This is a genomic window from Pseudomonas sp. L5B5 (assembly GCF_020520285.1).
GTDB lineage: Bacteria > Pseudomonadota > Gammaproteobacteria > Pseudomonadales > Pseudomonadaceae > Aquipseudomonas.
On sequence record NZ_CP084742.1, the window covers coordinates 3,933,397 to 3,958,072 of the forward strand.

General features: G+C 65.3%; 23 protein-coding genes. 15 read left to right on the plus strand and 8 right to left on the minus strand.

The window, feature by feature from the left end; all coding sequences use genetic code 11:
- Window positions 1-18: 18 nt before the first annotated feature.
- The 7 genes from LGQ10_RS17960 (at window position 19) to LGQ10_RS17990 (ending at window position 4,434) form a co-directional block, all read left to right on the plus strand.
- Window positions 19-480 (plus strand): nucleoside deaminase, encoded by a 462-nt coding sequence (locus tag LGQ10_RS17960; RefSeq protein ID WP_226522760.1) that lies wholly within the window; start codon window positions 19-21, stop codon window positions 478-480.
- A complete protein-coding gene (locus tag LGQ10_RS17965; RefSeq protein ID WP_226522761.1) occupies window positions 467-1,669 on the plus strand; it encodes a CynX/NimT family MFS transporter in 1,203 nt (400 codons plus the stop codon). Before LGQ10_RS17960 ends, LGQ10_RS17965 begins: the two co-directional genes overlap by 14 nt.
- Window positions 1,670-2,028: 359 nt before the next feature.
- Window positions 2,029-2,607: a hypothetical protein gene (locus LGQ10_RS17970; RefSeq protein ID WP_058435158.1), complete on the plus strand. Its 579-nt coding sequence runs from the start codon at window positions 2,029-2,031 to the stop codon at window positions 2,605-2,607.
- A gap of 9 nt (window positions 2,608-2,616) precedes the next feature.
- The gene (locus LGQ10_RS17975) at window positions 2,617-2,832 is read left to right on the plus strand and encodes a helix-turn-helix domain-containing protein (protein ID WP_058435159.1); all 216 of its coding nucleotides are present in this window, start codon (window positions 2,617-2,619) and stop codon (window positions 2,830-2,832) included.
- Window positions 2,833-2,907: 75 nt separating this feature from the next.
- Entirely contained in the window at window positions 2,908-3,573 is a 666-nt protein-coding gene (locus LGQ10_RS17980; RefSeq protein ID WP_058435160.1) for a hypothetical protein, read from the plus strand.
- Window positions 3,574-3,658: 85 nt separating this feature from the next.
- Window positions 3,659-4,096, plus strand: a complete 438-nt coding sequence (locus LGQ10_RS17985) for an SMI1/KNR4 family protein (RefSeq protein WP_226522762.1) — start codon at window positions 3,659-3,661, stop codon at window positions 4,094-4,096.
- Window positions 4,093-4,434 (plus strand): hypothetical protein, encoded by a 342-nt coding sequence (locus LGQ10_RS17990; protein ID WP_226522763.1) that lies wholly within the window; start codon window positions 4,093-4,095, stop codon window positions 4,432-4,434. Before LGQ10_RS17985 ends, LGQ10_RS17990 begins: the two co-directional genes overlap by 4 nt.
- Window positions 4,435-4,473: 39 nt before the next feature.
- Here LGQ10_RS17990 and LGQ10_RS17995 read toward each other — a convergent pair whose 3' ends face one another.
- Together LGQ10_RS17995 and LGQ10_RS18000 are read right to left on the minus strand one after the other, a co-directional pair.
- Complete coding sequence (locus tag LGQ10_RS17995) at window positions 4,474-5,823, minus strand: aryl-sulfate sulfotransferase (protein ID WP_226522764.1); 1,350 nt, start codon at window positions 5,821-5,823, stop codon at window positions 4,474-4,476.
- Between the two features lie 66 nt (window positions 5,824-5,889).
- On the minus strand, window positions 5,890-8,262 hold the full coding sequence (locus LGQ10_RS18000) for a TonB-dependent receptor (protein ID WP_226522765.1): 2,373 nt from the start codon (window positions 8,260-8,262) through the stop codon (window positions 5,890-5,892).
- Between the two features lie 153 nt (window positions 8,263-8,415).
- Here LGQ10_RS18000 and LGQ10_RS18005 point away from each other — a divergent pair, with 153 nt between their 5' ends.
- Window positions 8,416-9,360 (plus strand): LysR family transcriptional regulator, encoded by a 945-nt coding sequence (locus tag LGQ10_RS18005; RefSeq protein ID WP_226522766.1) that lies wholly within the window; start codon window positions 8,416-8,418, stop codon window positions 9,358-9,360.
- Window positions 9,361-9,489: 129 nt separating this feature from the next.
- On the plus strand, window positions 9,490-11,106 hold the full coding sequence (locus LGQ10_RS18010; protein ID WP_226522767.1) for an alkaline phosphatase family protein: 1,617 nt from the start codon (window positions 9,490-9,492) through the stop codon (window positions 11,104-11,106).
- Window positions 11,107-11,340: 234 nt separating this feature from the next.
- Here LGQ10_RS18010 and LGQ10_RS18015 read toward each other — a convergent pair whose 3' ends face one another.
- A complete protein-coding gene (locus tag LGQ10_RS18015; RefSeq protein ID WP_058436481.1) occupies window positions 11,341-12,246 on the minus strand; it encodes a TauD/TfdA dioxygenase family protein in 906 nt (301 codons plus the stop codon).
- Window positions 12,247-12,430: 184 nt separating this feature from the next.
- Between LGQ10_RS18015 and LGQ10_RS18020 the strand changes: the two genes are divergently transcribed.
- Window positions 12,431-13,351, plus strand: a complete 921-nt coding sequence (locus tag LGQ10_RS18020; protein WP_226522768.1) for a LysR family transcriptional regulator — start codon at window positions 12,431-12,433, stop codon at window positions 13,349-13,351.
- Window positions 13,352-13,524: 173 nt separating this feature from the next.
- Here LGQ10_RS18020 and LGQ10_RS18025 read toward each other — a convergent pair whose 3' ends face one another.
- Window positions 13,525-14,547 (minus strand): ABC transporter substrate-binding protein, encoded by a 1,023-nt coding sequence (locus tag LGQ10_RS18025; RefSeq protein WP_058436483.1) that lies wholly within the window; start codon window positions 14,545-14,547, stop codon window positions 13,525-13,527.
- A gap of 336 nt (window positions 14,548-14,883) precedes the next feature.
- On the opposite strand from LGQ10_RS18025, the gene LGQ10_RS18030 reads away from it, so the two are divergent.
- Genes LGQ10_RS18030 through LGQ10_RS18040 form a run of 3 tightly spaced genes read left to right on the plus strand, consistent with a single transcriptional unit; the run spans window position 14,884 to window position 18,913 of the window.
- Entirely contained in the window at window positions 14,884-16,476 is a 1,593-nt protein-coding gene (locus LGQ10_RS18030) for an ABC transporter permease (RefSeq protein WP_226522769.1), read from the plus strand.
- Window positions 16,473-17,288, plus strand: a complete 816-nt coding sequence (locus tag LGQ10_RS18035) for an ABC transporter ATP-binding protein (RefSeq protein ID WP_226522770.1) — start codon at window positions 16,473-16,475, stop codon at window positions 17,286-17,288. Before LGQ10_RS18030 ends, LGQ10_RS18035 begins: the two co-directional genes overlap by 4 nt.
- Window positions 17,289-17,302: 14 nt before the next feature.
- Window positions 17,303-18,913 (plus strand): arylsulfatase, encoded by a 1,611-nt coding sequence (locus LGQ10_RS18040; RefSeq protein ID WP_226522771.1) that lies wholly within the window; start codon window positions 17,303-17,305, stop codon window positions 18,911-18,913.
- Window positions 18,914-19,008: 95 nt separating this feature from the next.
- Here the strand turns inward: LGQ10_RS18040 and LGQ10_RS18045 are convergent, their stop codons facing one another.
- Entirely contained in the window at window positions 19,009-20,082 is a 1,074-nt protein-coding gene (locus LGQ10_RS18045) for a fatty acid desaturase (RefSeq protein WP_226522772.1), read from the minus strand.
- A 100-nt stretch (window positions 20,083-20,182) separates the two neighbouring features.
- On the opposite strand from LGQ10_RS18045, the gene LGQ10_RS18050 reads away from it, so the two are divergent.
- A complete protein-coding gene (locus LGQ10_RS18050; RefSeq protein WP_226522773.1) occupies window positions 20,183-21,187 on the plus strand; it encodes an AraC family transcriptional regulator in 1,005 nt (334 codons plus the stop codon).
- Between the two features lie 206 nt (window positions 21,188-21,393).
- On the opposite strand, the gene LGQ10_RS18055 is transcribed toward LGQ10_RS18050, so the two are convergent.
- A complete protein-coding gene (locus LGQ10_RS18055; RefSeq protein ID WP_226522774.1) occupies window positions 21,394-22,083 on the minus strand; it encodes a Crp/Fnr family transcriptional regulator in 690 nt (229 codons plus the stop codon).
- A 102-nt stretch (window positions 22,084-22,185) separates the two neighbouring features.
- On the opposite strand from LGQ10_RS18055, the gene LGQ10_RS18060 reads away from it, so the two are divergent.
- Window positions 22,186-22,710 carry a DUF962 domain-containing protein gene (locus LGQ10_RS18060; RefSeq protein ID WP_226522775.1) on the plus strand — a complete coding sequence of 175 codons (525 nt, stop codon included), beginning with the start codon at window positions 22,186-22,188 and terminating at the stop codon, window positions 22,708-22,710.
- A gap of 96 nt (window positions 22,711-22,806) precedes the next feature.
- Here LGQ10_RS18060 and LGQ10_RS18065 read toward each other — a convergent pair whose 3' ends face one another.
- Entirely contained in the window at window positions 22,807-23,796 is a 990-nt protein-coding gene (locus LGQ10_RS18065; protein ID WP_058438464.1) for a sulfate/molybdate ABC transporter ATP-binding protein, read from the minus strand.
- A gap of 3 nt (window positions 23,797-23,799) precedes the next feature.
- Complete coding sequence (gene cysW, locus LGQ10_RS18070; RefSeq protein ID WP_058438466.1) at window positions 23,800-24,672, minus strand: sulfate ABC transporter permease subunit CysW; 873 nt, start codon at window positions 24,670-24,672, stop codon at window positions 23,800-23,802.
- Window positions 24,673-24,676 lie beyond the last annotated feature (4 nt).

Genomic DNA, 24,676 nt, shown 5'->3' on the forward strand with positions numbered 1-24,676 from the left:
CACACACCGGAGAATTCCATGAACAACGATCAATATTTCCTGGAGCAGGCCGTGGCCCTGGCCCGGCACAACGTCGAACAGGGCGGCCGCCCCTTCGGCGCGCTGCTGGTGCGCGACGGCCAGGTGCTGGCCGAGGCGGTCAATGAAATCCACCTCAGCCAGGACCCGACCGCCCATGCCGAACTGCTGGCGATCCGCAGCGCCAGCCGGCAACTGGGCCCGCGCCTGGAGGGCTGCGTGATCTACGCCAGCGGCCAACCCTGCCCCATGTGCCTGGCCGCCATGTACCTGTGCGGCATTTCACGGGCGGTGTTTGCCGCCAGCAACGAACAAGCGGCGCCTTTCGGCCTGTCCACGGCGGCGATCTACGAACAGCTGGGCCAGCCCCTGGCGACCCAGCGCCTGCCTGTGCAGCATCTGCCCCAGGCCGCGATGAGCGCTCTTTACCAGGATTGGCAAGACCGTCATGCAGCCCGCTGAGTCATCGTTCAAGACCTTCGCCAGCTGGGCCCTGCTGGTATGCCTGGGGCTCAACCTGCGGCCCATCCTCAGTTCGGTCAGCCCGCTGTTGAACCAGATCCGCGAAGCCACCGGCATGAGTTTCCAGAGCAGCGCCTGGCTCACCAGCCTGCCAGTGATCTGCATGGGCCTGGTGGCGTTGCTGGGCGTGCGCATCGAAGCCCGCCTCGGGGAACGTCATGGGGTGTCCCTGGGACTGCTGCTGGTGCTGCTGGCCTGCCTGGCACGCCTGTACTGCGGCCAGGCATCGGCCCTGCTGGCCACGGCTCTGCTGGGCGGCACCGGCGTCGCCCTGATCCAGGCCCTGGTGCCGGCACTGATCAAGCGCCAGTTCCAGCAGCGGGTGGCCCTGGCCATGGGCGTCTATTCGGCCTCGCTGATGGGCGGGGGCGGGCTCGCCGCCCTGCTCAGCCCGCAGGTGGCGCTGCACTACGCCAACTGGCAGGTGGGCCTGGGGGTCTGGCTGTTGCCGGCCGCGGCGGCGCTGATGCTGTGGACGTGCCTGCCCCTGGGCGCCGCCCGGCGCAACGGTTCCCGGGCCACGACCCAGCGCCTGTGGGGCAATCGCCGGGCCTGGCTGCTGGCGCTGTACTTCGGCCTGGTGAACTGCGGCTACATGAGCATGGTGGCCTGGCTGCCGGCCTACTATCTGCAGATGGGCTGGAGCGCCACGCTGAGCGGTTCGCTGCTGGCCTTCATGACGGTGTTCCAGGTCATCGCCGCGCTGTTGATGCCGGCCCTGGCCCAGCGCAGCGTCGACCGCCGGCCCCTGCTGGGCATCAGCCTCGCCGCCCAGGCCCTGGGTTTTCTCGGCCTGGTGCTGTGGCCGCTGCAGGCCCCGCACCTGTGGGTGGCGCTGATCGGCTTTGGCCTGGGCGCCTGTTTCGGCCTGAGCCTGATCCTCACCCTGGACCACCGCCGCGATCCCCGGGAAGCCGGGCAACTGGCGGCCTTCGTCCAGGGCATGGGGTTCCTGCTCAACGCCGTCTCGCCCTGGCTCAGCGGCTGGCTGCGCCAGGTCACCGGCAACTTCACCAGCGCCTGGTGGGTGCTGATTGCCGGCGTCGTGGCGATGCTGCTCCTGACCCGCACCTTCAGCCCGTCCAGCTACCAGCCCCAGGCAGCTTTCGCCACCGCCCAAGCAGCCTGACCCGCCGCGCACCAGGCACACCGCTGAACAGCGGCTCGTACCGAGCCGTACGCAGCCTGCGGCAGCGGCTACACGAAGCCCTGTAGCCGCTGTCGAGCGCAGCGAGGCTGCGAACGGGTGCGCAGCGCCCGCTAAACCAGACGCCGCGACGCACCAGGCACACCACTGAACAGCGGCTCGTGCCGAGCCGTACGCAGCCTGCGGCAGCGGCTACACGAAGCCCTGCAGCCACCGGTCATTGAAGGGAGCCAGAGGTATAGACGACGGGGCGAGGTAAATTATTAGGGAAATAAATTATTGTAATTCGATAATTATTTATAAATAATCCGCCACCCCCACAGTTTTGCAAGGAATACCGCATGCCCCTCCAAACCAATGGTTCCGCCCAATACCGGTTACGCCGGGTTGGCGTGCTGGCCGCGATCCTGGCCTGGGTCATGGGCGTGGTCGAGATCGGCGGCAACGCCGGGCTCTGGATCTACAGCAAGGATCAGGTCCTGGGCGCCCTGCTCGGGGTCTTCGCCGAGCACTCGCCACGCCTGCTGGAAGCAGACTTCAAGCTTTCCTCCCTGAGCTTCACCCTGCTGGTGATCCTGGACTTCCTGCCGCTGCTGCTGTCGAGCTTCGCCCTGTGGCTGACCGGAGTGTTCTTCCTGCGCCTGTCCCGGGGCGAGACCTGGAGCGACCGCAACATCAGCATCCTCTGGCGTGTGGGCATGTTGTGGATCGTCGCGCCGGCCACCTTCCCGATGATGGAAACCCTGCAGGGCCTGGCTCTGTCCATCGACCTGCCGCCCGGCCAGCGCATCCTGCAGATCTCGGCCGGCTTCTCGTCCTACGCCGCCTACGAGGTGGTCAAGGGAATCTTGCTGTGCTCATTTTCCATTATCATGCGCGACGCCAAAGTCCTCAGTGATGAGCACAGTCACTACATATAGAACAATGAGATGACCATTATCGTTCGGCTTGACGTTGTCATGGCTAAAAACAAGATTCGCTCGAAAGAGTTGGCCGCCATCCTGGGCATCACCGAGGCCAATCTGTCGTTGCTGAAAAATGGCAAGGTCAAGGGGATGAAAATCGAGACCCTGGACAAACTCTGCATCGCACTCGACTGCCAACCCGGCGACTTGCTGGAATACCAGGCAAGCGAGCCCGCGTAACACCCCCGCAGTTGTTTGACCCGAGTCCCAATCGTTAACGCCTGACCACCCCTCACGTTGCACATTGGCTTATTCATGACTCGTTATCTGCTCTGCCCGCTGCTTTTGCTCGCCTGTCTGTTGACCGGCTGCGCCAACAAACTCGACGTGGCGATCGACGCCACCCCCGCCCAAGACTACTACTTCGACCCCAAGGCGCCGGTGCTGGTGACCGTCAACGGCGCCAAGGATGACCAGGCCCTCAAGGCCAGCTACTACCTGCGCGACATGGTCGCCGCCCTTCACGGCATGGGTTTTACGCAGGTGTACACCGAATCGGCATTGCCGAAGGACCATCCGCCGTTTCGCATGAACATTGCCCTGGATGTGGGCAGTAAACAGACCAGCTACCGCTACACCGCCACCGACTACGCCTCGGTGCCCAGCAGTACCAAAACCACGTGCATGCCCGGCAAGCACCAGCAGACCGTGTGCACCAGCACCCCGAGCATGTCCTACCGCGCCGTCGGCTCATCGGAACGCACCGCCTACACCACCCTGTCGACCTTCAACATCAAGGCCAAGGACGAACAGAGCCGGCGCACGGTGTTCGTGCTGCGGGCCTCGTCCTACAACGAGGACTGCCAGAACGCCAAGGTCGAGGATTTCCTGGTGCAGGAGAGCCTGGACAACCTGGACTTCCGCAATCGGGTGCAGCGCAAGTACACCGTCACGCTGCCCGAGGGCCAAAGCTGCAATTAAGCGCCTACCACGCACCGGGCGACACGCCTACAATCGCCCTCGATGCGCGCCCCACCGGGGCGCGCGACCCTCAACGACAAGGCGCATGTCGAGCATGACCCTGGATTGGAACGCCTGGGAAATACAACCCGGATCGACAGTGGACGACTCACTGATCGCCCAAGTACAGCAACGCCTCGGCGTCGAGTTGCCGCCGCTGTACCTGGCGCTGGTGCGCTACGCCGAGGCCGCCACGCCGGAGATCGGCACCTTTGCCTATGGCAACGGCTACGCCTGCATCAGCGAGTTCTTCGAGTTCAGCCTGAACAACCAACCCTGGACCCTGCTCTGGTACGCCAGCCCTGACCGCGTGCCGGGGCTCGCCGCAGGTTGCCTGCCAATCGCCCGGGATGCCGGTGGCCTGCTGGTCTGCCTGGACTTCAACAGCCCATGCGTAGCGGTGGAGGTCTTCGACCCCGACAGCGCCTGCCGCTACCCGGTGGCGGCCGACTTCCAGGCCTTCGTCGAGCTGTGGCGGCCATGAACGCACCGCGCCACTGGATAGTCGTGCCCACCAGCAAGGCCGCCCTGCAGCGCCTGGATCTGGACCAGTGCCTGCCAGGTGACCTGGTGGAGCTGGCGCTGTGCGAAGAACAGTGGGCGACCCTGTCCCGCAGCGACCTGCTAGCGAACTTGAACCGCGCCCTGGGCATCCTGATCGACGACTACGAAGACGCGTCGATCCAGGGCCAGGCCGCACTGGCCACGGCCCTGTCGATCCTCACCCGGGCCGCGACCGCCGGGGATGAACTTATCCACAGGCTCATCGCCCTGAATCGACTCGCCCTGGAGCGGGACACCGGCCTGTACTTCTACTTCTGAACGGGAGCAAATGCCCTCGCCACTGGTGACCTCGCAGGGTCAGATTCCCGCACTGGCACCGACCTGTTTCAGACCCGACGCCGGCACGCTCACCGCAGTCTCCGAACGCGGTGTGCCCTCGGGCACCCAGTCGTAGCTCACCGGCAGCGCGCGGTACACCCAGTTGCTCACTGCGTCGCTGCCCGGGGCCTTGCCCAGGTAAGGGCTGACGTATTCCCAGACAATCTCGCCGCCAGCCGTGACCTGGAAGAAACGCCCGTTCATGCCTTCGTCGATCAGTGTGTTGCCGTTGGGCAAACGCCGTGCGCTGCTGATGAACGAGCTGTAGAAAGCCCAGCCCGGCTGCCGGGAACTGGCGGCGCTGTACTGCCAGACGATTTCATTCTTGATCGGGTCGATCTCCAGCACCCGGGAGCCGGCGATCAGCCCCAGGGGCACCGAGGGGTAACCGGCCGTGCCCTGGTTGTCGAACACCAGCAAGTGCCCGGCACCCGGCAAGCCGGCGGGGATGATGTGGGCGTCATGCTGGCCGACGAACTGGTCCACCGGACGCGGCACCTTGGCGGCGGTCTTGGGGTTGATCGGCAACAGGTTCGGCCCCAGGCGCCAGACCACCTTGCCACTGTGCTTGTCGAGGATGGCGATGAAGTTGGCGTTACGTGAATCGATCAGCAGGTTGTCCGGGGCGAAGCGTTTATCACCGGCGTCGAACCACTGATTGGGGCCCACCACGCTGAGGTTGTTGATGTGCAAGTAGTCCGGGTTGTCGGTGCCGTACACCAGCTTCAACTGGGCGGCAGTGAAGCCGAACTCCTTGAGGTGCTCGGAGGCCAGCCACTGCCATTTGACCTGGCCGTCGGGGCTGACTTCGTAGATCGCATCATCGATCACCTGGGGCACCTTGAACCCCGCCACCTTGTGCACCTTGTTGGCCAGCACCAGGGTGTTGCCGTTGCTCAGGCGGCGCTGATCGTGGTGCTGCTGGGCAGCGCCACCCGGAGCCTGGTCGCCCCATTGCCAGAGCACCTGGCCGTTCCAGTCCAGCTCACCGACGCTCTGGTTGCCCAGGCCGTTGCCGGCAGAACCGAGCGGGCCGGGGTCCTTGTCCTTGAGCTGCAACAGTACCCGGCCGCGCTCGCCGCCCACCTGTTGCGGGTCGATGATCGCCGATGGGAAGCCAGCCTGGGGCCAGTTCTTCACCTCGTTGCCGTTCATGTCGATCAGGTGAGTCTGTTTATCGGCACCACTGAAGATCACGTACTGGTTATGGGCCTTGGCCGGGTCGTAGCGGGTGACTCCGGTGGGGTAGACGCTGGGCGCGGCCTGCACCGCCGCAGCCAGCAAAACGGTGGACAGCAGCAGGGGCAACGCGGTGTCGAGGCGCAACATGATAAGCACTCCTGTTCAAGTCGAAAGGCGCCGGATGTCCCGGCGCAAAGGGCGAAAAACCGGGTATCAGAAGTCGTAGCGACCGGTCACGCCCAGGGTTCGCGGCGTGCCCAGCAAGCCTTCGTAACCGCCGTTGCCGCCGGTCCAGAGGGTGGTGTAGTAGGTCTTGTCGAAGGCGTTCTTCAGCCACAGCGAAACGTCCCACTGGCCCTGCTCGTAGTTGCCCCGCAGGCCGGTGGACAGGTTGACCACGGCGTAGCTGGGGATCTGCCCGTACTGGGAATCCTCCACGGTGCCCACCGCCTTGGAGCGGAACGCATAGCTGGCGGTGACGTACTCCTCCAGGCCGTTGTCCAGGTTCCACTTGTATTCGCCGTTGGCGTTGCCGATCCACTTCGAGGCGCCCACCACCTGGTGCCCGGTGAGGTCGCAAGACGCCGGCCCCCCGGGACGCAGGCTGACCTCCGGTGGGCACGGCGCGTCCTTGTAGGACAGGTAGCGCACATCGTTGTAGGAGCCGTTGAGGTTCAGGGTCAGGCCTCGAATCGGCACCAGGGTGCTTTCCACCTCCACGCCACGCGAGCGCACCGAGCCGGCGTTGGTCAGGTACTGCACGCGGTTGCCGTAGTCATAGGCGTTGGTCTGGTAGCCGTTGACCTGGGTCCAGAACAGGTTGGCATTGAGTTGCAGGCGCCGGTCCCACAAGGTGCTCTTGAAACCCAGCTCGGCGTTGTTGGCGCGCTCGGTGCCGATCAGCAGCGAGTCGGCACCGGCGGTGGGCGCCGACCCCACGGCCAGGTTGACCCCGCCGGACTTCTCGCCGTGGGACAAGGTGGCGTAGCCCAGCAGGTCATCGGTGAAGCGGTAGCTCAGGTTGAGCAAACCCGAAGGACTGGTGCTGTACTGGTTCAGGTCACCGGAATCGTAGGCACCGGCCCGACCGCGCCGGGCATTGGCCGCAGCACCGCTTACCGCGACGCCGCCCAAAGGTGCGTTGCGGCCGACCGAGGCGGTTTTCTCCTCGTAGGTGCCCCGCAGGCCAGCGGTGAAATCCAGGCGCTCGGTGAGGTGCCAGGTGCCCTGGGCGAACAGCGCGAAGCTGTCGGTGCGGATCTTGCCCTTGCCGATGCTGGTGACGTCGTTCAACGCACCGCTCGGCGTGCCATTCCAGATATCGGCCTTGGGTCCGTAGTAAGCGAAGGATTTGTTGTCCAGGTCCGAGCCGAAGTAGTAGGCCCCCAGCACATAGTCGAAGAAACCGCCGCTGGGCGAGGCCAGGCGAAATTCCTGGGACCACTGCTTGTCTTGTACCGAAACCCCGGCGTTGTAGGTGGCCGGCACATTGAGCCCGTCGTCGTTGCGCGGAGTGAAGTTCCACCAGCGATAGGAGCTGACCGAGGTCAGGGTGAAGTCGCTGGGCAGGGTCCAGTTGGCCTCCAGGGACGTGCCGCCCTGGAACACCGTCACATGCTGGTCGTTGTCCAGGTTGACCTTGCGGTGGCTGCCGTTGACCAGGGTCGCTCCGGCCGCAGCCGCGCGCGACTCATAGACATTGGTGCCGTTGATGGTCGGCCCGGTGCTGTACAGCACCCGGGTGCCAGCACTGGAATCCTCTTCGTTGTAGTCGCCGATCCAGCGCAGGTTGAAGCTCTCGTTGGGCTTGTACAACAACTGCCCGCGAAAGCCCTGGCGCGATCCGCCGTTGAGGTCATGGCCGTCGTGCTCGTTCTTGATGTCGCCATCGCTGCGGGTGCGATAAGCCGAGAACCGCCCCGCCAGCTCGTCGGTCAGCGGCCCGGAAATCGTGCCCTTGGTCTGGAAGTAGCCGTCCTCGCCGAGGGAGGTTTCGATGCTGCGCTCGGGGGTGAAGCTCGGCGCGCGGGTGCTGATGTTGATCACCCCGGCGGTGGTGTTCTTGCCGAACAGGGTGCCCTGGGGCCCGCGCAGCACTTCCAGCTGCTCGATGTCCATCAGGTCGAACACCGCCATCCCCGGCCGTCCCAGGTAGACGTTGTCGATGTACAGCCCGACGCTGCCTTCCAGGCCGTCGCTGGCGGGGTTGTTGCCCAGGCCGCGGATCGACACGCTGGACTGGCGCGCATGCATGTAGGCGACGTTGACGCTGGGCACCAGCTGTTGCAGGTCCTGGATGCGATACACCCGCTGGCTCTCCAGGGCCTGGCCACCGATCACACTCATGGGCGTGGGCACGTTCTGCGAGCTTTCCTCGCGGCGCCGGGCAGTCACGGTAACCGCCTGCAACTGGCCATCGTCGGCCTTGGCCTTGTTGGCGCTGGCCTTGGCCGGGCTCGCCTGGGGCGCCGGCGCCTCCTCGGCCCAGGCCGTGGCCCAGCTGGCGCTACCGGCCAGCAGCAAGGCCAGGGGCAGACGCTTGAGCCGCCAGGGTGCAAGAGGTGAAGCGGTGGACAACGGGCTCATGGGCGGCTCCTGGTCAGAAAATACACAGCTCGCATATTCTCTAAAGTTATTTATTTATGTTTTTACAAAGATTTACTGCATAAGAGATTGCCTTTATAAGGAGTCGACCTAATGCATAGCCAATGCATTTCCCCGATATTTTTTATGTGAAAAATGCATATCGATCTGCGCCAGCTCCGCCACTTCATCGCCCTCGCCGAACAGCGCAGCTTCGTCGCGGCCGCAGCGGCGGTGAACCTTTCGCAATCGGCCTTCAGCCGCAGCATCCAGGCGCTGGAACACAGCGTCGGCTGCCAGCTGGTGGATCGTGGGCGCAAGGACCTGGCGCCGACCAAGCAGGGCCAGCTGTTGCTGGAGCACGCGCGGCGGCTGGTCAGCGGCGCCCAGCAGATGGCCAACGAGATCAGCCAGTTCAATGGCCTGGAGGCCGGGGAACTGCGCTTCGGCTGCGGCCCTGCGCCAGCCGCCGGGCTGATCCCCCGGGCGATCGGCAGCTTCATCGGGCGCTACCCCAAGGCCCGGGTGCAGTTCCAGGTGGAGGACTGGCAGAGTCTGGGCAAGCGCCTGCTAGGCGAGGAGTTCGAGTTCTTCGTTGCCGATACCCGGCACTTCGAGGCCGACCCGGACTACCTGACCCAGCGCCTGCGTCCGCGCAAATGGCATTTCTGCTGCCGCGCCGGCCACCCCCTGGCCGGGCGCGACAGCGTCAGCGCCAGCGAGCTGATGAGCTACCCGCTGGCGGTGACCATCCGCCCGCCGAACCTGCGCAAGGTCATCGTCGACCTGAGCGGCAAGCCGGACTTCACGCCCAACGTGGAATGCGAGAACAGCTACAGCCTGCTGGGCGTGGTGCTGCGCTCGGACGCCATCGGCATCGTCGGCTCCTACAGCGATGCCCTGCACCAGGCCAAGGGCGAACTGACCTGCCTGAAGATCGACGGCCTGGCCGACGACCTGGAAGAGCTCTACACCCGCTACGGCATCGTCAGCCGTGCCGGATATCGCCTCTCGCCGCTGGCCCAGGCGATGATCGAGGAGATCAAGGCCATCGACGACCAGGACGAGGAGCTGTGCTCGCTGAACAACCTGGCCATCTGATCCGACTTGCCCGCGATGGCGTCCTCAAGAGCGATGCACATCACGCATGAAAAGCATGCGCCAAATGCGCTTGCCGGCGTCCCCCGACGAAGGCGAAAACCCTCACCTGTCTTTTGATCGGTGAAGCCCATGTCCCCTACCCTCCCGCCCGTGCGCAACGTGCTCTACATCATGTGCGACCAGCTGCGCCGGGATTACCTGTCGTGCTACGGCCACCCGCACCTGCACACCCCCAACATCGACCGCCTGGCCGCTGCCGGGGTGCGCTTCAGCCGCGCCTACACCCAGGGCACCATCTGCGGCCCATCGCGGATGTCGGCCTACACCGGACGCTACGTCAGCAGCCACCAAGTGGCATGGAACGCCGTGCCCCTGCCCCTGGAGGAGCTGACCCTGGGGGACTACCTGCGGCCCCACGGCATCCGCACCGCGCTGGTGGGCAAGACCCACGCCACGCCCAACCTCGACGCCCTGCAACGCCTGGCGATCGACCCGGCGAGCCAACAGGCCGAGGTGTTGAACGAGGTCGGCTTCGAGCCCTATTTCCGTCATGACGGCATCTACCCCGACGACCCGCTGTTCGCCGACAAGCGCGAGTCGGCGCCCTACACCCACTACCTGCGCGGCCTCGGCTACGACGGCCGCAACCCCTGGCATGACTGGGCCAACGCCGGGGCCGGCGAGCAGGGGGAAATCCGCAGCGGCTGGCAAATGCGCAACGCGCACTTGCCAGCCCGGGTCGCCGAAGAACATTCCGAGACCGTCTGCACCACCGACCGCGCCATCGACTTTATCGAGGAACAGGGCGAGCAGCCCTGGTGCCTGCACCTGTCCTATATCAAGCCCCACTGGCCCTATATCGCACCGGCGCCCTACCACTCCCTGTACGGCCCGGAGCAGGTGATTCCCGCCGTGCGCGCCGAACCCGGGCAGATCAGCGATCACCCGGTCTACCAGGCTTTCCGCCAGCATGAAGAGAGCCTGAACTTCTCCCGCGACGAAGTGCGCCTGAACGTGGTGCCCACCTACATGGGCCTGATCAAGCAGGTCGACGATCAGCTTGGCCGGCTGTTGGATTTCCTCCAGGGCAACGGCCGCTGGGACGACACCCTGATCGTCTTCACCAGCGATCACGGTGACTTCCTCGGCGATCACTACCTGGGGGAAAAGGAGTTCCTGCTGGAGCCGGCGGTGGGGGTGCCGCTGATTGTCCGCGACCCGCGCGCGGCGGCGGATAGCAGCCGCGGCACGCTGGATCAGCACTTGGTGGAAACCATCGACGCCCTGCCGACCTTTCTCGATGCCCTGGGGCTGCCGGGAGCCGAACATCGCCTGGAAGGCCGTTCGCTGATCCCGCTGCTGCACGGCGCTGCGCCGAGCTGGCGCCGCTACGCCATCAGCGAATACGACTACGCCTTCCAGGCCCCGGCCCGGGAACGCCTGGGCCAGCCCATCGACCGTTGCCGCATGACCATGGTGCGCAGCGAGCGCTGGAAATACCTGGCTTACGACGGCCTGCGCCCGCAGCTGTTCGACCTGCAAAACGACCCGCAAGAGTTGCACGACCTGGGGGCCGACCCGGCCTATGCCGCGGTGCGTGAAGAACACCTGGGGTATCTGTTCGACTGGCTGCGCGGGTTGAAGCGGCGGACCACCATCAGCCACGCCGAGATTGACTTGCGCGGGCAGCGGTTTCGTTATGGCGAGCCGGAAGCGGAAAAGGTGGTGCAGATTGGGGTGTGGTAACTCGGGGGCGCGTTCGAACCCTGGCCAGGCATCCGGCTAAACGCAGCCTGATGCTCCCCTGTGGCGAGGGAGCTTGCTCCCGCTGGGCTGTGAAGCGGCCCCAAAACAGGCACCGCATCCACTCAGGCAGCACCGGGTAGCAGGGTTTACGGCTGCTACGTCCCGGGGCACCGGCCAACCGAGCGGGAGCAAGCTCCCTCGCCACATGACCACCTGATGCCTGGCCGGTAACTGTCACACCCCCTTGGTGGTCTGGCTGCGCTGGCCGTGGACACCCACCGGGACGTCGCCCTTGAGGGTCACTCGGCGCACCACGCGCTCCTGGGTACCGTAGTCGTCGACGGCATAGTGCTGGGTCGAGCGGTTGTCCCAGATCGCCACGTCACCGGCACTCCAGCGCCAGCGCACGGTGTTCTCCAGGCGTGTGACGTGGCTTTGCAGCAGGTTGAACAGGTGCGCCGAATCGGCCTGGGAGTAACCCTTGATACGCTTCACGAAGTGCCCCAGTACCAGGCTCTTTTCACCACTCTCAGGGTGTACGCGAACGATCGGGTGCTCGGTCTCGAACACCGTGGAGGTGAAGATCTTGCGGTAGCGCTCCAGCCGCTCCGCCGAGACGTCGGGCTTGGCCGCGGCATAGTCGTATTCATTGCTGTGCACCGCCCACAGCTGGTCAGCCAGGGTTCGCAGCTCTTGCGGCAGCTCGTCGTAGGCGGTGGCGGTGTTGGCCCACACCGTATCGCCACCTGCGGCCGGGGCCACCACCGAGCGCAGGATCGAGGCCTTGGGGTAGGCGTCGACGAAGGTCACGTCGGTGTGCCAGGAGTTGGCTCGCTGGCCCTGGGCACCATCAAGTTCCATCAGGTAGCGGGTGCCGTCGCGCACCGGCACGGTGGGGTGGGCCACCGGCTCGCCCAGCAAGTGGGAGAAGGCTTCCTGGCTCTGGTCATCGAGGTGGGCCTGGCCACGGAAGAAGATCACCTTGTACTGCACCAGCGCCTGCTCGATGGCCTGCACGGTGGCCGCGTCGAGGTCGCCGGAGAGTTGCACGCCACGGATCTCGGCGCCGATACGACCGGCCACCGGATGGATTTCAAGGGCCTGGACAACGGGTTTGACAGCTAATGCGGCATTGCTCATCGAAGACACCCTCATCTGACTGCTTACGGTTGGAGCCGCAGCGAAACAACGCTCTATCTATATTCACTTTAGATCTAATAGATAAATACATGCTTCGTTGACGGAATAAGAGCTTGCATTTAAAACCTCATTCCTCACTCGTCGCAAATGCCTTCGAGCTATTTTTCGGATGCCGGGAAAGCATATGGATCTTCGCCAATTGCGTTACTTCATCGCCCTCAATGAACACCGCAGCTTTGTCCGCGCCGCCGATGCCATGGGCATTACCCAGCCTGCCTTCAGCCGCAGTATCCAGGGCCTGGAGCAGGAGTTCGGTTGCGTGCTGGTGGATCGCGGCAACAAGGACCTGCGGCCCACGCCCGAAGGCCAGGTGGTGCTGCAGCATGCCTTGAGCCTGGTGCAGGGCGCGGCCCTGCTCAGCAGCGAAGTGACCCAGATGACCAAGCTCGATGCCGGCGAGGTGCGCTTCGGCTGCGGGCCGGCGCCAGCGGTGAAGCTGGTGCCCGATGCGGTGGCGCAATTCACCAGCGCCCACCCCAGGGTGCGTACCCGTTTTGCCGTGGATAACTGGGAGAAACTCAGCCGCAGCCTCGATCGCGAGGAAATCGAGTTCTTCATCGCCGACATCCGCCACTTCGAGGCCGATCCCAACTACCAGACCCAGGCGCTGACGCCCAAGCGCGGGGTGTTCTTCTGCCGCCCCGGACACCCGCTGCTGGCCAAGGAAAGCCTGTCCACCAACGACATGTTCGACTATCCCCTGGCCAGCACCCTGATCCCGCCGGGCATTCGCAAGCTGCTGGCCAACCTGAGCGGGCGCATCGATTTTTCGCCGACCATCGAGACCGAGCATTTCCCGGCCCTGGTGAAGATCGTCCGCCAATCCAATGCCATTGGCGTGGGCACCGCCGAGGCCTTTGCCGAAGACATCGAGCAGGGCTCCCTGGCCCTGCTGCACTGGCGCAACCTGCCGCAGAACATCGACAGCCTGAACGCTCGCTGCGGCATCGTCAGCCGCAGCGGGTTCCGCCTGTCGCCGGCGGCGCGCAAGCTGATCGAAGTGCTGGTGAGCGTGGACCAGCAGCAAGTCGCCATCGCCCTGTAGCCGCTGTCGAGCAGCGCGAGGCTGCGACCGGGTGCGCAGCGCCCGCAAAACCAGGCGACACCGTGCATCAGGCAAACCGCGCAACGCGGGCGCAGGCATCAGGAATCGCTGAAGGTCCTGCGGGCCTTGTCGCAGCCTCGCAGGCTCGGCAGCGGCTACCTTTCGGCGGGGCGCTACAGGCCGGCGGCAGCCAGTTGCGGGGCGACCCACTCGCTGACCTTGAACGGCTTGCGGATCAGCCGCTCCTTGGCCGCCAGGTCTACCGAATCCTGCAGTCGACCGAGGAATACCGGGTCCAGGGTCGAGGGGAAGATCTCGCTCAGGCGCTGGTCCTTGAGGTCATCCTGGAGGATCACCGGTGGATAGCTGGCCAACCCCGATACCAGCTGGATGTAGGCCTCCTTGTTGCTGTCCTGGGTCAACCACTGCACCGCTTGCTGCTGGGCCTTGAGCAGTTTTTCCACAGCCTCGGGATGCTCGTCGACGAACTTGCCCGATCCCACCAACACCGCCTGCACGCTGCCGGCATCGCCCAGGTCCTTGGTACTCAAAGGCAGTTCGGCCAGGCCCTTGCTGCGCAGGGCGGAAAGCCCGGTGCTGCCCCAGGAGGCGTCGATCTGCTTGGCCGCCAAGGCCGCCACGGCGGCATTGAAGTCGAGGTTGACCACTTTCAGGTCCTTCTCGCTCAAGCCACGGCTGGCCAGGGCCGCATCGAACGACAGCTGGGTGGCGGTGCCACGGAACACTGCCACGCGCTTGCCCTTGAGGTCTTCCAGGGTCTTGATCCCCGACCCCGGCGCAACGCCCAGGTAATGCTTGACCCCCCGGGCCGTGGCGCTGAGCAGGCGGGTATCCAGGCCATTGGACTTGCCGATGATGGCCGCCAGGTCGCCCAGATAGGCCAGGTCCACCTGGCCGTTGGCGAAGGCTTCGTTGATCACCGGCCCTGCACCCTTGAAGAAATTCCACTGGATCTTGATGCCCTGGTCGGCGAAGGCCTTCTCCAGGATCTGCTGATGGCGCAGTACGTCCACCACCCCACCCGAGCTGTGCTGGGTGCCCGCGCTGAGGTCGGGCACGGCAATGCGGATTTCCTTGAGCTCGGCGGCCTGGGCCAGCAGCGGCAGGTAGCCCAGCAGCCCGACCAGGGCTGGCGCGGCGAACAGACGGATCACGCGTTTGAAGGGAAGGTTCATGGGGCGGCTCCTGGAGGGCAAAGATGTTGAGGAGCCAAAGGTAGGCTGAGCCGGCACAGGCATTTAAATACTAAAAATTCACATTTTAATAACTCAAAGAAATAAATCAGCCAGTACGGGGCTCCCCCGGAGATATGCGGGAAATGCATGAAAAATATTCTCCAAATGCATTGGATGCGTGACGGCGGGAAGCCTTAAATGGCCTCTCTTATCGCTCAATAGCATTGATGTGAATTTTTATAGAACACAAATGCATATTGTAGAAGCGATCGGTTTCGCCACGCCTGGACGTGGCCAGCCCCCATGCCATGCCGCACCCGACGACGGAGGTCATCCATGGCCCGTGTTTCGCTACTCAGCCTGCCCTTGTGGGCACCCTCCGGCCGGCGCCAGGGCTGGCCGGCGGCCAGTCGCGTGCTGCCCTGGCTACTGCCGCTGGGGCTCTTCAGCCTGTGGTGGCTGGCCAGCCGCAACCACTGGATGAGCGAGCAGATCCTGCCGACACCCGCGCTGGTCTGGAGCAGCGCCCGGGAACTGGCCACGGGGGAGTTGTGGGGCCATTTGGCAATCAGCCTGCAGCGGCTGTTCTGGGGCCTGCTGGCCGGAATCGGTGCAGGTGCCCTGCTGGGGGGCGCCCTGGGTTTCAGCCGGCGCCTGGAACGCCTGGTGTTCCCCACCTTCGGCGCCCTGGCGCAAATTCCGACCCTGGCCTGGATCCCCTTGTTCATGGTGTTTTTCGGCATCGGCGAAGTGCTCAAGCTGGTGGTACTGATCAAGGCCGTGGTGGTCCCCGTGACCTTGCACACCCTGGTGGGCGTGCGTGATGCGCAACCGAAGCTGCGAGAAGCCGCCGCCGTTCTGCGCCTGCCACCGGCCCTGCTGCTGCGGCGCCTGATCCTGCCCGCCGCGCTGCCACCGTTCATGGCCGGGGTACGCCTGGCCCTCGCCACCGGCTGGACCTCGCTGCTGGCCGTGGAACTGCTGGCCTCCAGCGAAGGCATTGGTTACCTGATGGTCTGGGCGCGGCAGCTGTTCATGCTGGACATCGTTTTCGTCTGCATCCTGGTGATTGGCCTGCTGGGCTTGTTGATGGACCACGGCATCGGCTGGCTGGATCGCAAGCTGGTGTCCTGGCCGCACCCGGCCACCGCCGAATTCCGCCGTGGCCCGCGCTACCAGGGCTGGCAGCGCCTGCAGCCCTGGCTGCTGCCCCTGGCGCTGCTGGCCGTGTGGCAATGGGCGAGTGCCGAGCAATGGGTGGACGCCAACATCCTGCCCAGCCCCCTGGCGGTACTGGCCACCACCTTCGACGGCCTGCTCGATGGCAGCCTGCTGGGCGGCCTGGGCCTGAGCCTGAAGCGCACCCTCGGCGGCCTGCTGCTGGGCGCCAGCCTGGGCCTGGGCCTGGGGCTGCTGCTGGGCCTGTCACGCCTGAGCGAACGCCTGCTGGGCCCCACCCTGGCCGCCATCCGCCAGATCGCCATCTTCGCCTGGGTGCCGCTGCTCACCGCCTGGTTCGGCCTCGGAGAACTGGCCAAATGGGTGTTCGTCGCCCTGGCGGCCTTCTTCCCGCTGTTCATCGCCACCCAGCGCAGCGTCGCCCAGCTTTCGCCGCACCTGGCGGAGGCGGCCCAGGCATTGCGCCTGGGCCTCTGGCAGCGCCTGCGGCGCCTGGTGCTGCCCGGGGCCGCGCCGGGGATCTTCGCCGGCCTGCGGGTGAGCCTGATCTATGCCTGGCTGGGCACCATCGGCGCCGAATACTTCATGCCGTCCAACGGCGGTATCGGCAGCCAGATGATCAGCGCCCAGCAACTGCTGCGCATGGACCTGATCATGGCCGGGATGCTGCTGGTGGGCATCACCGGCGCCCTTATCAACGCCCTTGGACAACGGCTGGAACGTTACGCCACCCGCTGGAGACACGCATGAACGCACCTTTGGTCAGCTTCAATCACGTGGGCAAGAGCTTCCCCGTAGCCGATGGCGAACTGGAGGCGATCCGCGAATTCAACCTGGACATCGCCGAGGGCGAGTTCGTCGCCATCGTCGGCTCCAGCGGCTGCGGCAAGTCCACCCTGCTGCGCCTGCTGGTCGGCCTGGACACCGAGTTTCGCGGCGAGATCCGCGTTGCCGGGCAGGCTGTCAGCGGCATCGGCAGCGAACGCGGCATCGTGTTCCAGGAGCACCGGCTGTTCCCCTGGCTGACGGTGGCCGAAAACATCGGCCTGGGCCTGGTCAACGAACCCCTGGGCGCCGCCGAGCGCCGGCAGCGTATCGCCAGCTTCATCGACCTGGTGGGCCTCAAGGACTTCGCCAAGGCGTATCCGCACCAGTTGTCCGGCGGCATGGCGCAACGGGTGGCCATCGCCCGTGGGCTGGTGGCCAGCCCGCGCATCCTGCTGCTGGACGAACCCTTCGGCGCCCTCGATGCCCTGACCCGCCAGCAGATGCAGGACGAGCTGCTGGCCATTCGCGAGCGGGCACGGATCACCACGGTGCTGGTGACCCACGATGTGGAGGAGGCGATCTTCCTCGCCGACCGGGTGGTGGTGATGGAGCCGCGTCCGGGGCGGATCAAGCGCGTGGTGCAGGTGGCCCTGCCCCATCCACGTCAGCGCAGCAGCTTCGACTTCCATCAGCTGCGCGAGGAACTGCTGCACGAACTGACCAGCGACGATCACTACCAGGCCCCGCCACCGGTACGGATCAGCGACCTGCCCTTGACCTTCATTGCGTGCTGAACAGGAGTGACCCGATGCCGCAACGTCCCAACTTCCTGGTGATCCTGGCCGACGACCTGGGTTTTTCCGACCTCGGCGCCTTCGGTGGCGAGATTGCCACGCCGAACCTCGATGCCCTGGCCTTCAATGGCCTGCGCCTGACCGATTTCCACACCGCGCCAACCTGCTCGCCGACCCGCTCCATGCTGCTGACGGGCACCGATCACCACATCGCCGGGATCGGCACCATGGCCGAGGCCCTGACCCCGGAGCTGATCGGCAAGCCGGGTTATGAAGGCCACCTCAACGACCGGGTAGCGGCCCTGCCCGAACTGCTGCGCGAGGCCGGCTACCAGACCCTGATGAGCGGCAAGTGGCACCTGGGCCTGACCGCCGAGCTGGCGCCCCATGCCCGAGGGTTCGAGCGGTCGTTCTCGCTGCTGCCCGGGGCGGCCAACCACTACGGATTCGAACCCACCTACGACGAACACACCCCGGGCCTGCTCAAGTCCACCCCGGCGCTGTACATCGAGGACGATCGCTTCATCGATGAGTTGCCGCAGGGGTTCTATTCCTCCGACGCCTTCGGCGACAAGCTTTTGCAGTACCTCAAGGAACGCGACCAGAGTCGGCCGTTCTTCGCCTATCTGCCGTTCTCGGCGCCCCACTGGCCGCTGCAGGCGCCCGAAGAAATCGTCGCCAAGTACCGTGGGCGCTATGACGCAGGCCCAGAGGTGCTGCGCCTGGAGCGCCTGAAAAAACTCAAGGCCCTGGGGCTGGTGGACGCCCAGGTCGAACCCCATCCGCTGATCGGCCTGAACGCCGAGTGGGATGCCCTCGACGACGAACAGCGCCAACGGTCGGCACGGGCCATGGAGGTGTATGCCGCGATGGTGGAGCGCATGGACTGGAACATCGGCCGGGTGGTGGATTACCTGCGCCAGCAGGGTCAGCTGGACAACACGCTGATCCTGTTCATGTCCGACAACGGTGCCGAAGGGGCGCTGCTGGAAGCCTTCCCCAAGTTCGGCCCACAGCTGCTGAGCTACCTCGACCAGCACTACGACAACCGCCTGGAAAACATCGGCCGGGCCAACTCCTACGTCTGGTACGGGCCGGCCTGGGCCCAGGCCGCCACCGCGCCGTCGCGGCTGTTCAAGGCCTTCACCACCCAGGGCGGGATTCGCGTCCCGGCGTTGCTGCACTACCCGCAGTTGCCGCTCAAGGGGCAGGTCAGCCATGGCTTCGGCACGGTGATGGACATCACCCCGACCCTGCTGGACCTGGCCGGCGTGCGTCACCCCGGCAAGCGCTGGCGCGGACGCGATATCGCGCCGCTACGGGGCAAGTCCTGGCTGGGGTTCCTGTCCGGCGAGACGGCCCAGGTGCATGACGAGCACACGGTCACCGGCTGGGAGCTGTTCGGCCGCCGGGCGATCCGCCAGGGGCAATGGAAGGCGGTGTACATTCCAGGCCCTGTGGGCCCGGCCACCTGGCAGCTGTACCACCTGGGGCGCGACCCGGGGGAGATCCATGACCTGGCCGGCAGCCACCCGGACAAACTGCACGCCCTGCTGCAAGAGTGGCAGCGCTATGTGGATGAAACCGGGGTGATCCTCAGCGAATCGCCGTTCCAGCCGGATTGACGGTGGCCGGGCAATCGCCATCGCGGGCAAGCCTCGCTCCTACGCAAATGGTCAGGAGCGAGGCTTGCCCGCGATTGGCCCTCAACCAACACACCTCAAGCCTTCACCCCCTGCACCGCCTCCGTCGCCGCCTGCTCCCTGGCGGCAAACCGATTGGCCCGGCCGAAGGTGCCCAGGTCGTTGAAGCGCACGCCCATCTGCGCCATCACCCGGTGCGCCACCGGCGCGGTCATCTGGCGGATGTAGAAGGGCTCCTTGACCACGAAGTGGTGGATGCCGTGGGTACTGCCGAAGTTGCAGCAGAACGCCTGCAGCGGCCACATCCACCAGGGGTTGAGCACCTGGGTCTGCTGGAGCACGTTGCCCGGCTCGACATCGCCGTAGTAGTGCATGTTGGAGCTGACGAAGTGCAGGCAAAAGGTACGCAGCACGTTAGGGCCGACGATCACCACCACAGCGATGTCGATCACCTGCATCAGCGCCAGGGTACTGGCCGACCACTCGATGGGCGTGCCCAGTAGCGTGGCCACGCCATTGATCCCGTGGAAGCCGAGAAACACATACCAGGCCCCCCAGTGCAACTGCGCCAGCGGTGCGTACGCCACCATGGTCCGCAGGATTCTCCTGAGCCTGGGGCGCCAGCCTGCCGTCCTCAGCGTGTGGACGAACGCCGAGATCATGTTGTCGCCCACCATCAGCAGCCGCACGATGCTCCACGGCTCGCCGTTGGTGATGCCACGTTCCTCGACATCGCTCGTGGAGCCCGACACCTTGTGGTGGTTCAGGTGCAGCTGGCGCCGTATCCAGGGATTGATGGTGCTGGGGCGGGCCAGCCAGACCAATCCCATCATCAGGTTGTGGGGCACGCGCTGCTTGCGGAAATACATGCTGTGGATCAGGTCGTGCTCCAGCTCGTGGGTCAGCGAGGCGAAGAACGCATTGAGCAGCAGGCAGGCCCACCAAGCCAGGTGGCCATTGAGGTAGAGCGCCGCCGAACCGATCATGCCGGCCAGGGCGAAGGCCAGGATCGCCGCGCCCAGGGCATCCTGGTGGCGCAGGATCGGGTAGCGCCGGCGCAATTCGTCCCCCCGGGCGACGACGACCTCACGAATGTGGGCTGCCCGTTGCTGCGCATTCATTCGTTCGGGACTTGCACAAATGCCCTGCATGATTCCATCCTCTGATTCAGTGATGTGTGCATCCTGCCCCGGGTACTGGCCCTGGGCGCTAGCCGTAAACGCCAACCTGTTGACCGGACGCGCCAAACGCATGACTGAAGCCACCTCCCTCGCCAGCTGGACCCGCGCCCTGCGCAAGCAGCTGGCTGCCCTTGAACTGGACAGCGACGCTCTGTGCCGCGAGGCCGGGCTTGACCCCCAATTGATGGACAACCCCAACGCCCGCTATCCGCTGTCGGCCACCACCCGCCTGTGGCAGCTGGCGGTGCAGGCCAGCGGCGATCCGGCCATCGGCTTGCGGGTGTCGCGCTTCGTCAGCCCCACCACCTTCCACGCCCTGGGGTACGCCCTGGTGGCCAGCGGCAGCCTGCGCGAGGTGTTCGAGCGCATCCTGCGCTATCACCAGGTGGTCAGCGATGCCCTGGTGCCGCAGTTGATCCGCGATCAGGACCGCTATCGGTTCGTCCTGAAGATTCCCGAAGGGGCCCAGCAGCCGGCGTTCGAGGCCATCGACGCGTTTGCCGCGATCCATGTGCGCACCTGCCGCAGCCGCCTGGGCCGCGAATATGCACCCGTGGCCGTACACCTGCGGCGCCCGGAACCCGAGGACCCCAGCCAGTGGCACCGGGTGTTTCGCTGTCCGGTGCACTTCGCGGCCAGCGAGGATTGCCTGGAGTTTCTCGTGGAGGATTTCGAGAGCCACCTGGACGATGCCAACCCGGAGCTGGCCGAACACAACGAGGAAGTGCTCAAGCGCGCCCTGGCGCAGCTGCGGCCGCTGACCTGGGAACGCAAGGTGCGCGAGGTGATCGAGGCCCAGTTGCCCGATGGCGAGCCGGCGGCCGAACGGGTCGCCCAGGCCCTGCACCTGAGCCTGCGCAGCCTGCAACGGCACCTGGCGGACGAAGGCACGCGCTTCGATACGCTGCTCAATGAGTGCCGGGAAAACCTCGCCCTGCTGCACCTGCGTGACCCGGGCTGCTCCCTGAGCGAGATCAGCTACCTGCTGGGATTTGCCGACGCCAGCAGCTTCAGCCGGGCCTTCAAGCGCTGGACCGGCATGACCCCCGGGCAGTTCCGCGACGGTTTGCGCTGACCCCTCGAACCGCCCCTGACCTGCATAGAACCAGGCACCGCCAGATGGCGGCCCATGCCGAGCCGTACGCAAACACCTGTAGCCGTTGTCGAGCAACGCGAGGCTGCGACCGGGTGCACAGCGCCCGTAAAACCAGACGACGCGGTGCACCAGGCACACCGCGAAAGAGCGGCTCGTGCCGAGCCGTGCGCAGCCTGCGGCAGCGGCTACACGGAGCGGGCCAGGGCACGCAGGCGTTCGGGGTCGAGAATTTCGATCTCGCCGTAGCTCAGGCGCAGGATGCCCTGGTTCTGCAGGTCCTTGAGGATCTGGTTGGTGGTCTGGCGCGACAGCGAGAGCATCAGCGCCAGCTGTTCCTGGGGCAGCTGCAGCAGGCTGCGACTCTGGGCCACTTCGCCATAACCGGCAGCGATTGCCAGCAGGCGGTTGGCCACCCGCACCGGGGCCGGCATCAGGCTCAACTGCTCCAGGTTGATGAAGGCCAGCCGCAGCTTGTGGCTCATCAGCAAGGCGAACTGACGCCAGTACTGCGGCTGCTCCTCCAACAGCTGCAACAGGATCGGCTGCGGCACCTGCAGCAAGGTACAGGCGCCCTCGGCGCAGGCGTCGTGGGTGCGCGGCTGGCCATCGAACAGGCAGATCTCGCCGAACCAGTGGGGCGCTTCCACCAGGCTGAGCAAGGCTTCCTTGCCCTGCGCGCTGACCGCACCGACCCGCACGGCCCCCTCGACCACTGCATACAGGCCACACGGCGGATCGCCCCGGCGGAACAGGTACTGCCCCGGCGCCAGCCGCCGCAAGCGGGCACCGTCGAGCAGACTATCCTGTAGAGAGGCCGGCAAGTGGCTGAACCACTGTCCGGCCATCAGGCCTTCGCGCCATTGCTGCATATTCATGGGCAGGTGTTATCCCCAGGGCATCGCCATGATTGTCGTCTAGCCGACAGAACCGTGATCGGGCGTCCGGCATGATCCAGCCACCCCTACGGAGGAACAACAATGAAAAGCCTCGTCGATCATCTCAGTCAATACGCGGCCTATCACCGCGACCCACGCAACATCGCCAGCCACTTCATCGGCATCCCGATGATCGTGGTCGCCGTGGCCGTGCTGCTGTCCCGCCCCGCCTGGCCGGTAGCCGGGCTGGCGCTGTCGCCGGCACTGCTGCTGGCCCTGTTCTCGGCGGTGTTCTACCTGCGCCTGGAACTGCGCCTGGGCTTGTTGATGAGTGTCCTGATGGGCTTGTCGGTCTGGATCGGGCAACTGCTGGCGACCCAGGCTACCGGACTCTGGCTGAGCAGCGGTGTGGGGCTGTTCGTGGTGGGCTGGGTGATCCAGTTCATCGGCCATTACTACGAGGGCCGCAAGCCGGCCTTCGTCGATGATCTGTCGGGCTTGATCATCGGCCCGCTGTTCGTGGTGGCCGAACTGGCCTTCCTGCTGGGATTGCGTCATGACCTCAAGCAACAGATCGAGGCACGAGCGGGGGGTGTGCGGACCAATCCGAAGCGTGCCGCGATTTAGATCGTTATCGCGGGCTAAGCCGGATCGCGGGCAAGCCTCGCTCCTACAAAAGCACATCGTGTAGGAGCGGGCGGCGATCCGTCTGCCCGCGATGCTTCAGAGGTTGGCGACTTTCTGCCAGACCTTGGGCTTGAAGAACAGCGTCTCGCCCTTCGCCAGGCCGACCAGGCTGTCATGGTCCTTCACCACTTCGGCCTCGATCAGTTCGTCCTGGCCCTCGACCTTGAGAGTGACCCGGGTAGTAGCCCCCAGCGGACGAATGTCGCGCACCTGGGCAGCGTGGTGATCGTCCAGCTCCGAGCGCGACAGCGACACTTCGTGGGGCCGGAACAGCACATGGTTGTCCTCGCCCAGGCGCAGGCGGTTGGAGTCGCCAAGGAAGTGGTAGACGAAATCGCTGGCCGGATACTCGTAGACCTCGCCCGGGGAACCGATCTGCTCGATCACGCCCTTGTTCATCACCACGATGCGGTCGGCCACTTCCATGGCCTCTTCCTGGTCGTGGGTAACGAACACCGAGGTCAGGTTGATGTCCTCGTGCAGGCGCGCCAGCCAGCGGCGCAGCTCCTTGCGCACCTTGGCATCCAGCGCACCGAACGGCTCGTCCAGCAGCAGCACCTTGGGTTCCACCGCCAATGCGCGGGCCAGGGCGATGCGCTGGCGCTGGCCACCGGACAGCTGCTCCGGATAGCGATCGGAGAGCCAGTCCAGCTGCACCATGTTCAGCAGTTCATGCACCTTCTCGGCGATCCGGCTTTCGCTCGGGCGCTGGTTCTTGGGTTTCATGCGCAGCCCGAAGGCGACGTTGTCGAACACGCTCATGTGCCGGAACAGCGCGTAGTGCTGGAACACGAATCCCACGTTGCGATCGCGCACATCGTGGCCGGAGACGTCCTCGCCGTGGAACACGATGCTGCCGGCGTCGGGGGTCTCCAGGCCGGCGATGATCCGCAGCAGGGTGGTCTTGCCGCAGCCGGACGGGCCCAGCAGGGCCACCAGCTCGCCGCTGTGGATATCCAGGTTGATGCTGTTCAGGGCCTTGAAGGCATTGAAGTTCTTGCTGACGTTACGGACTTCGATCGACATGACTTATTCCTCCGCGGCGCTGGCGCGCAGGCGGTTGATTCGGGATTCGCTCCACTGCTTGAGCAGCAGGATGAACAACGCAAGGATCAGCAGCAGGCTGGCCACGGCAAAGGCGGCGACGTGGTTGTACTCGTTGTAGAGGATCTCCACGTGCAACGGCAGGGTGTTGGTCACCCCGCGGATATGCCCGGAGACCACCGACACCGCACCGAACTCGCCCATGGCGCGGGCGGTACAGAGCACCACGCCATAGATCAGGCCCCACTTGATGTTGGGTACGGTGACGTGCCAGAACATCTGCCAGCCGTTGGCGCCCAGCAACCTCGCGGCCTCCTCTTCCTGGGTGCCCTGCTCCTGCATCAGCGGGATCAGTTCGCGGGCGACGAAGGGCACGGTGACGAAGATCGTGGCCAGGACGATGCCCGGCAGGGCGAAGACGATCTGGATGTCGTGGTCCGACAGCCACGGGCCGAACAGCCCCTGGGCGCCGAACATCAGCACATAGACCAGGCCGGCGATCACTGGCGAGACCGAGAACGGCAGGTCGATCAGGGTCACCAGGATGCTCTTGCCGCGGAACGAGTACTTGCTCACGCACCAGGCGGCGCAGACCCCGAACACCAGGTTCAGGGGCACCGAGATCAGCACCGCGAACACCGTGAGTTTCAGCGCCGACAGGGCGTCGGGCTCGAAGATCGCTTCAAAGAACGCGCCCAGGCCAAGCTTCAGCCCCTGGGACACGACGATGAACAATGGCAGCAGCAGGAACAAGGCGAATACCAGCCAGCCGAGGCCGATCAGTACCCGCCGGGACGTTGCGCTGCCACGGCGTGCAGCGTTGGCCGACGAGGCGGCGCTAATGGACGATTGGGACATGTGC

Excerpts from the sequence above, each read along its gene's own strand:
- LGQ10_RS17960 (WP_226522760.1), top strand. The coding sequence starts at position 19 with ATGAACAACGATCAATATTTCCTGGAGCAGGCCGTGGCCCTGGCCCGG.
- LGQ10_RS17965 (WP_226522761.1), top strand. The coding sequence starts at position 467 with ATGCAGCCCGCTGAGTCATCGTTCAAGACCTTCGCCAGCTGGGCCCTG.
- LGQ10_RS17970 (WP_058435158.1), top strand. The coding sequence starts at position 2,029 with ATGCCCCTCCAAACCAATGGTTCCGCCCAATACCGGTTACGCCGGGTT.
- LGQ10_RS17975 (WP_058435159.1), top strand. The coding sequence starts at position 2,617 with ATGACCATTATCGTTCGGCTTGACGTTGTCATGGCTAAAAACAAGATT.
- LGQ10_RS17980 (WP_058435160.1), top strand. The coding sequence starts at position 2,908 with ATGACTCGTTATCTGCTCTGCCCGCTGCTTTTGCTCGCCTGTCTGTTG.
- LGQ10_RS17985 (WP_226522762.1), top strand. The coding sequence starts at position 3,659 with ATGTCGAGCATGACCCTGGATTGGAACGCCTGGGAAATACAACCCGGA.
- LGQ10_RS17990 (WP_226522763.1), top strand. The coding sequence starts at position 4,093 with ATGAACGCACCGCGCCACTGGATAGTCGTGCCCACCAGCAAGGCCGCC.
- LGQ10_RS17995 (WP_226522764.1), bottom strand. The coding sequence starts at position 5,823 with ATGTTGCGCCTCGACACCGCGTTGCCCCTGCTGCTGTCCACCGTTTTG.
- LGQ10_RS18000 (WP_226522765.1), bottom strand. The coding sequence starts at position 8,262 with ATGAGCCCGTTGTCCACCGCTTCACCTCTTGCACCCTGGCGGCTCAAG.
- LGQ10_RS18005 (WP_226522766.1), top strand. The coding sequence starts at position 8,416 with ATGCATATCGATCTGCGCCAGCTCCGCCACTTCATCGCCCTCGCCGAA.
- LGQ10_RS18010 (WP_226522767.1), top strand. The coding sequence starts at position 9,490 with ATGTCCCCTACCCTCCCGCCCGTGCGCAACGTGCTCTACATCATGTGC.
- LGQ10_RS18015 (WP_058436481.1), bottom strand. The coding sequence starts at position 12,246 with ATGAGCAATGCCGCATTAGCTGTCAAACCCGTTGTCCAGGCCCTTGAA.
- LGQ10_RS18020 (WP_226522768.1), top strand. The coding sequence starts at position 12,431 with ATGGATCTTCGCCAATTGCGTTACTTCATCGCCCTCAATGAACACCGC.
- LGQ10_RS18025 (WP_058436483.1), bottom strand. The coding sequence starts at position 14,547 with ATGAACCTTCCCTTCAAACGCGTGATCCGTCTGTTCGCCGCGCCAGCC.
- LGQ10_RS18030 (WP_226522769.1), top strand. The coding sequence starts at position 14,884 with ATGGCCCGTGTTTCGCTACTCAGCCTGCCCTTGTGGGCACCCTCCGGC.
- LGQ10_RS18035 (WP_226522770.1), top strand. The coding sequence starts at position 16,473 with ATGAACGCACCTTTGGTCAGCTTCAATCACGTGGGCAAGAGCTTCCCC.
- LGQ10_RS18040 (WP_226522771.1), top strand. The coding sequence starts at position 17,303 with ATGCCGCAACGTCCCAACTTCCTGGTGATCCTGGCCGACGACCTGGGT.
- LGQ10_RS18045 (WP_226522772.1), bottom strand. The coding sequence starts at position 20,082 with ATGCAGGGCATTTGTGCAAGTCCCGAACGAATGAATGCGCAGCAACGG.
- LGQ10_RS18050 (WP_226522773.1), top strand. The coding sequence starts at position 20,183 with ATGACTGAAGCCACCTCCCTCGCCAGCTGGACCCGCGCCCTGCGCAAG.
- LGQ10_RS18055 (WP_226522774.1), bottom strand. The coding sequence starts at position 22,083 with ATGAATATGCAGCAATGGCGCGAAGGCCTGATGGCCGGACAGTGGTTC.
- LGQ10_RS18060 (WP_226522775.1), top strand. The coding sequence starts at position 22,186 with ATGAAAAGCCTCGTCGATCATCTCAGTCAATACGCGGCCTATCACCGC.
- LGQ10_RS18065 (WP_058438464.1), bottom strand. The coding sequence starts at position 23,796 with ATGTCGATCGAAGTCCGTAACGTCAGCAAGAACTTCAATGCCTTCAAG.
- cysW (WP_058438466.1), bottom strand. The coding sequence starts at position 24,672 with ATGTCCCAATCGTCCATTAGCGCCGCCTCGTCGGCCAACGCTGCACGC.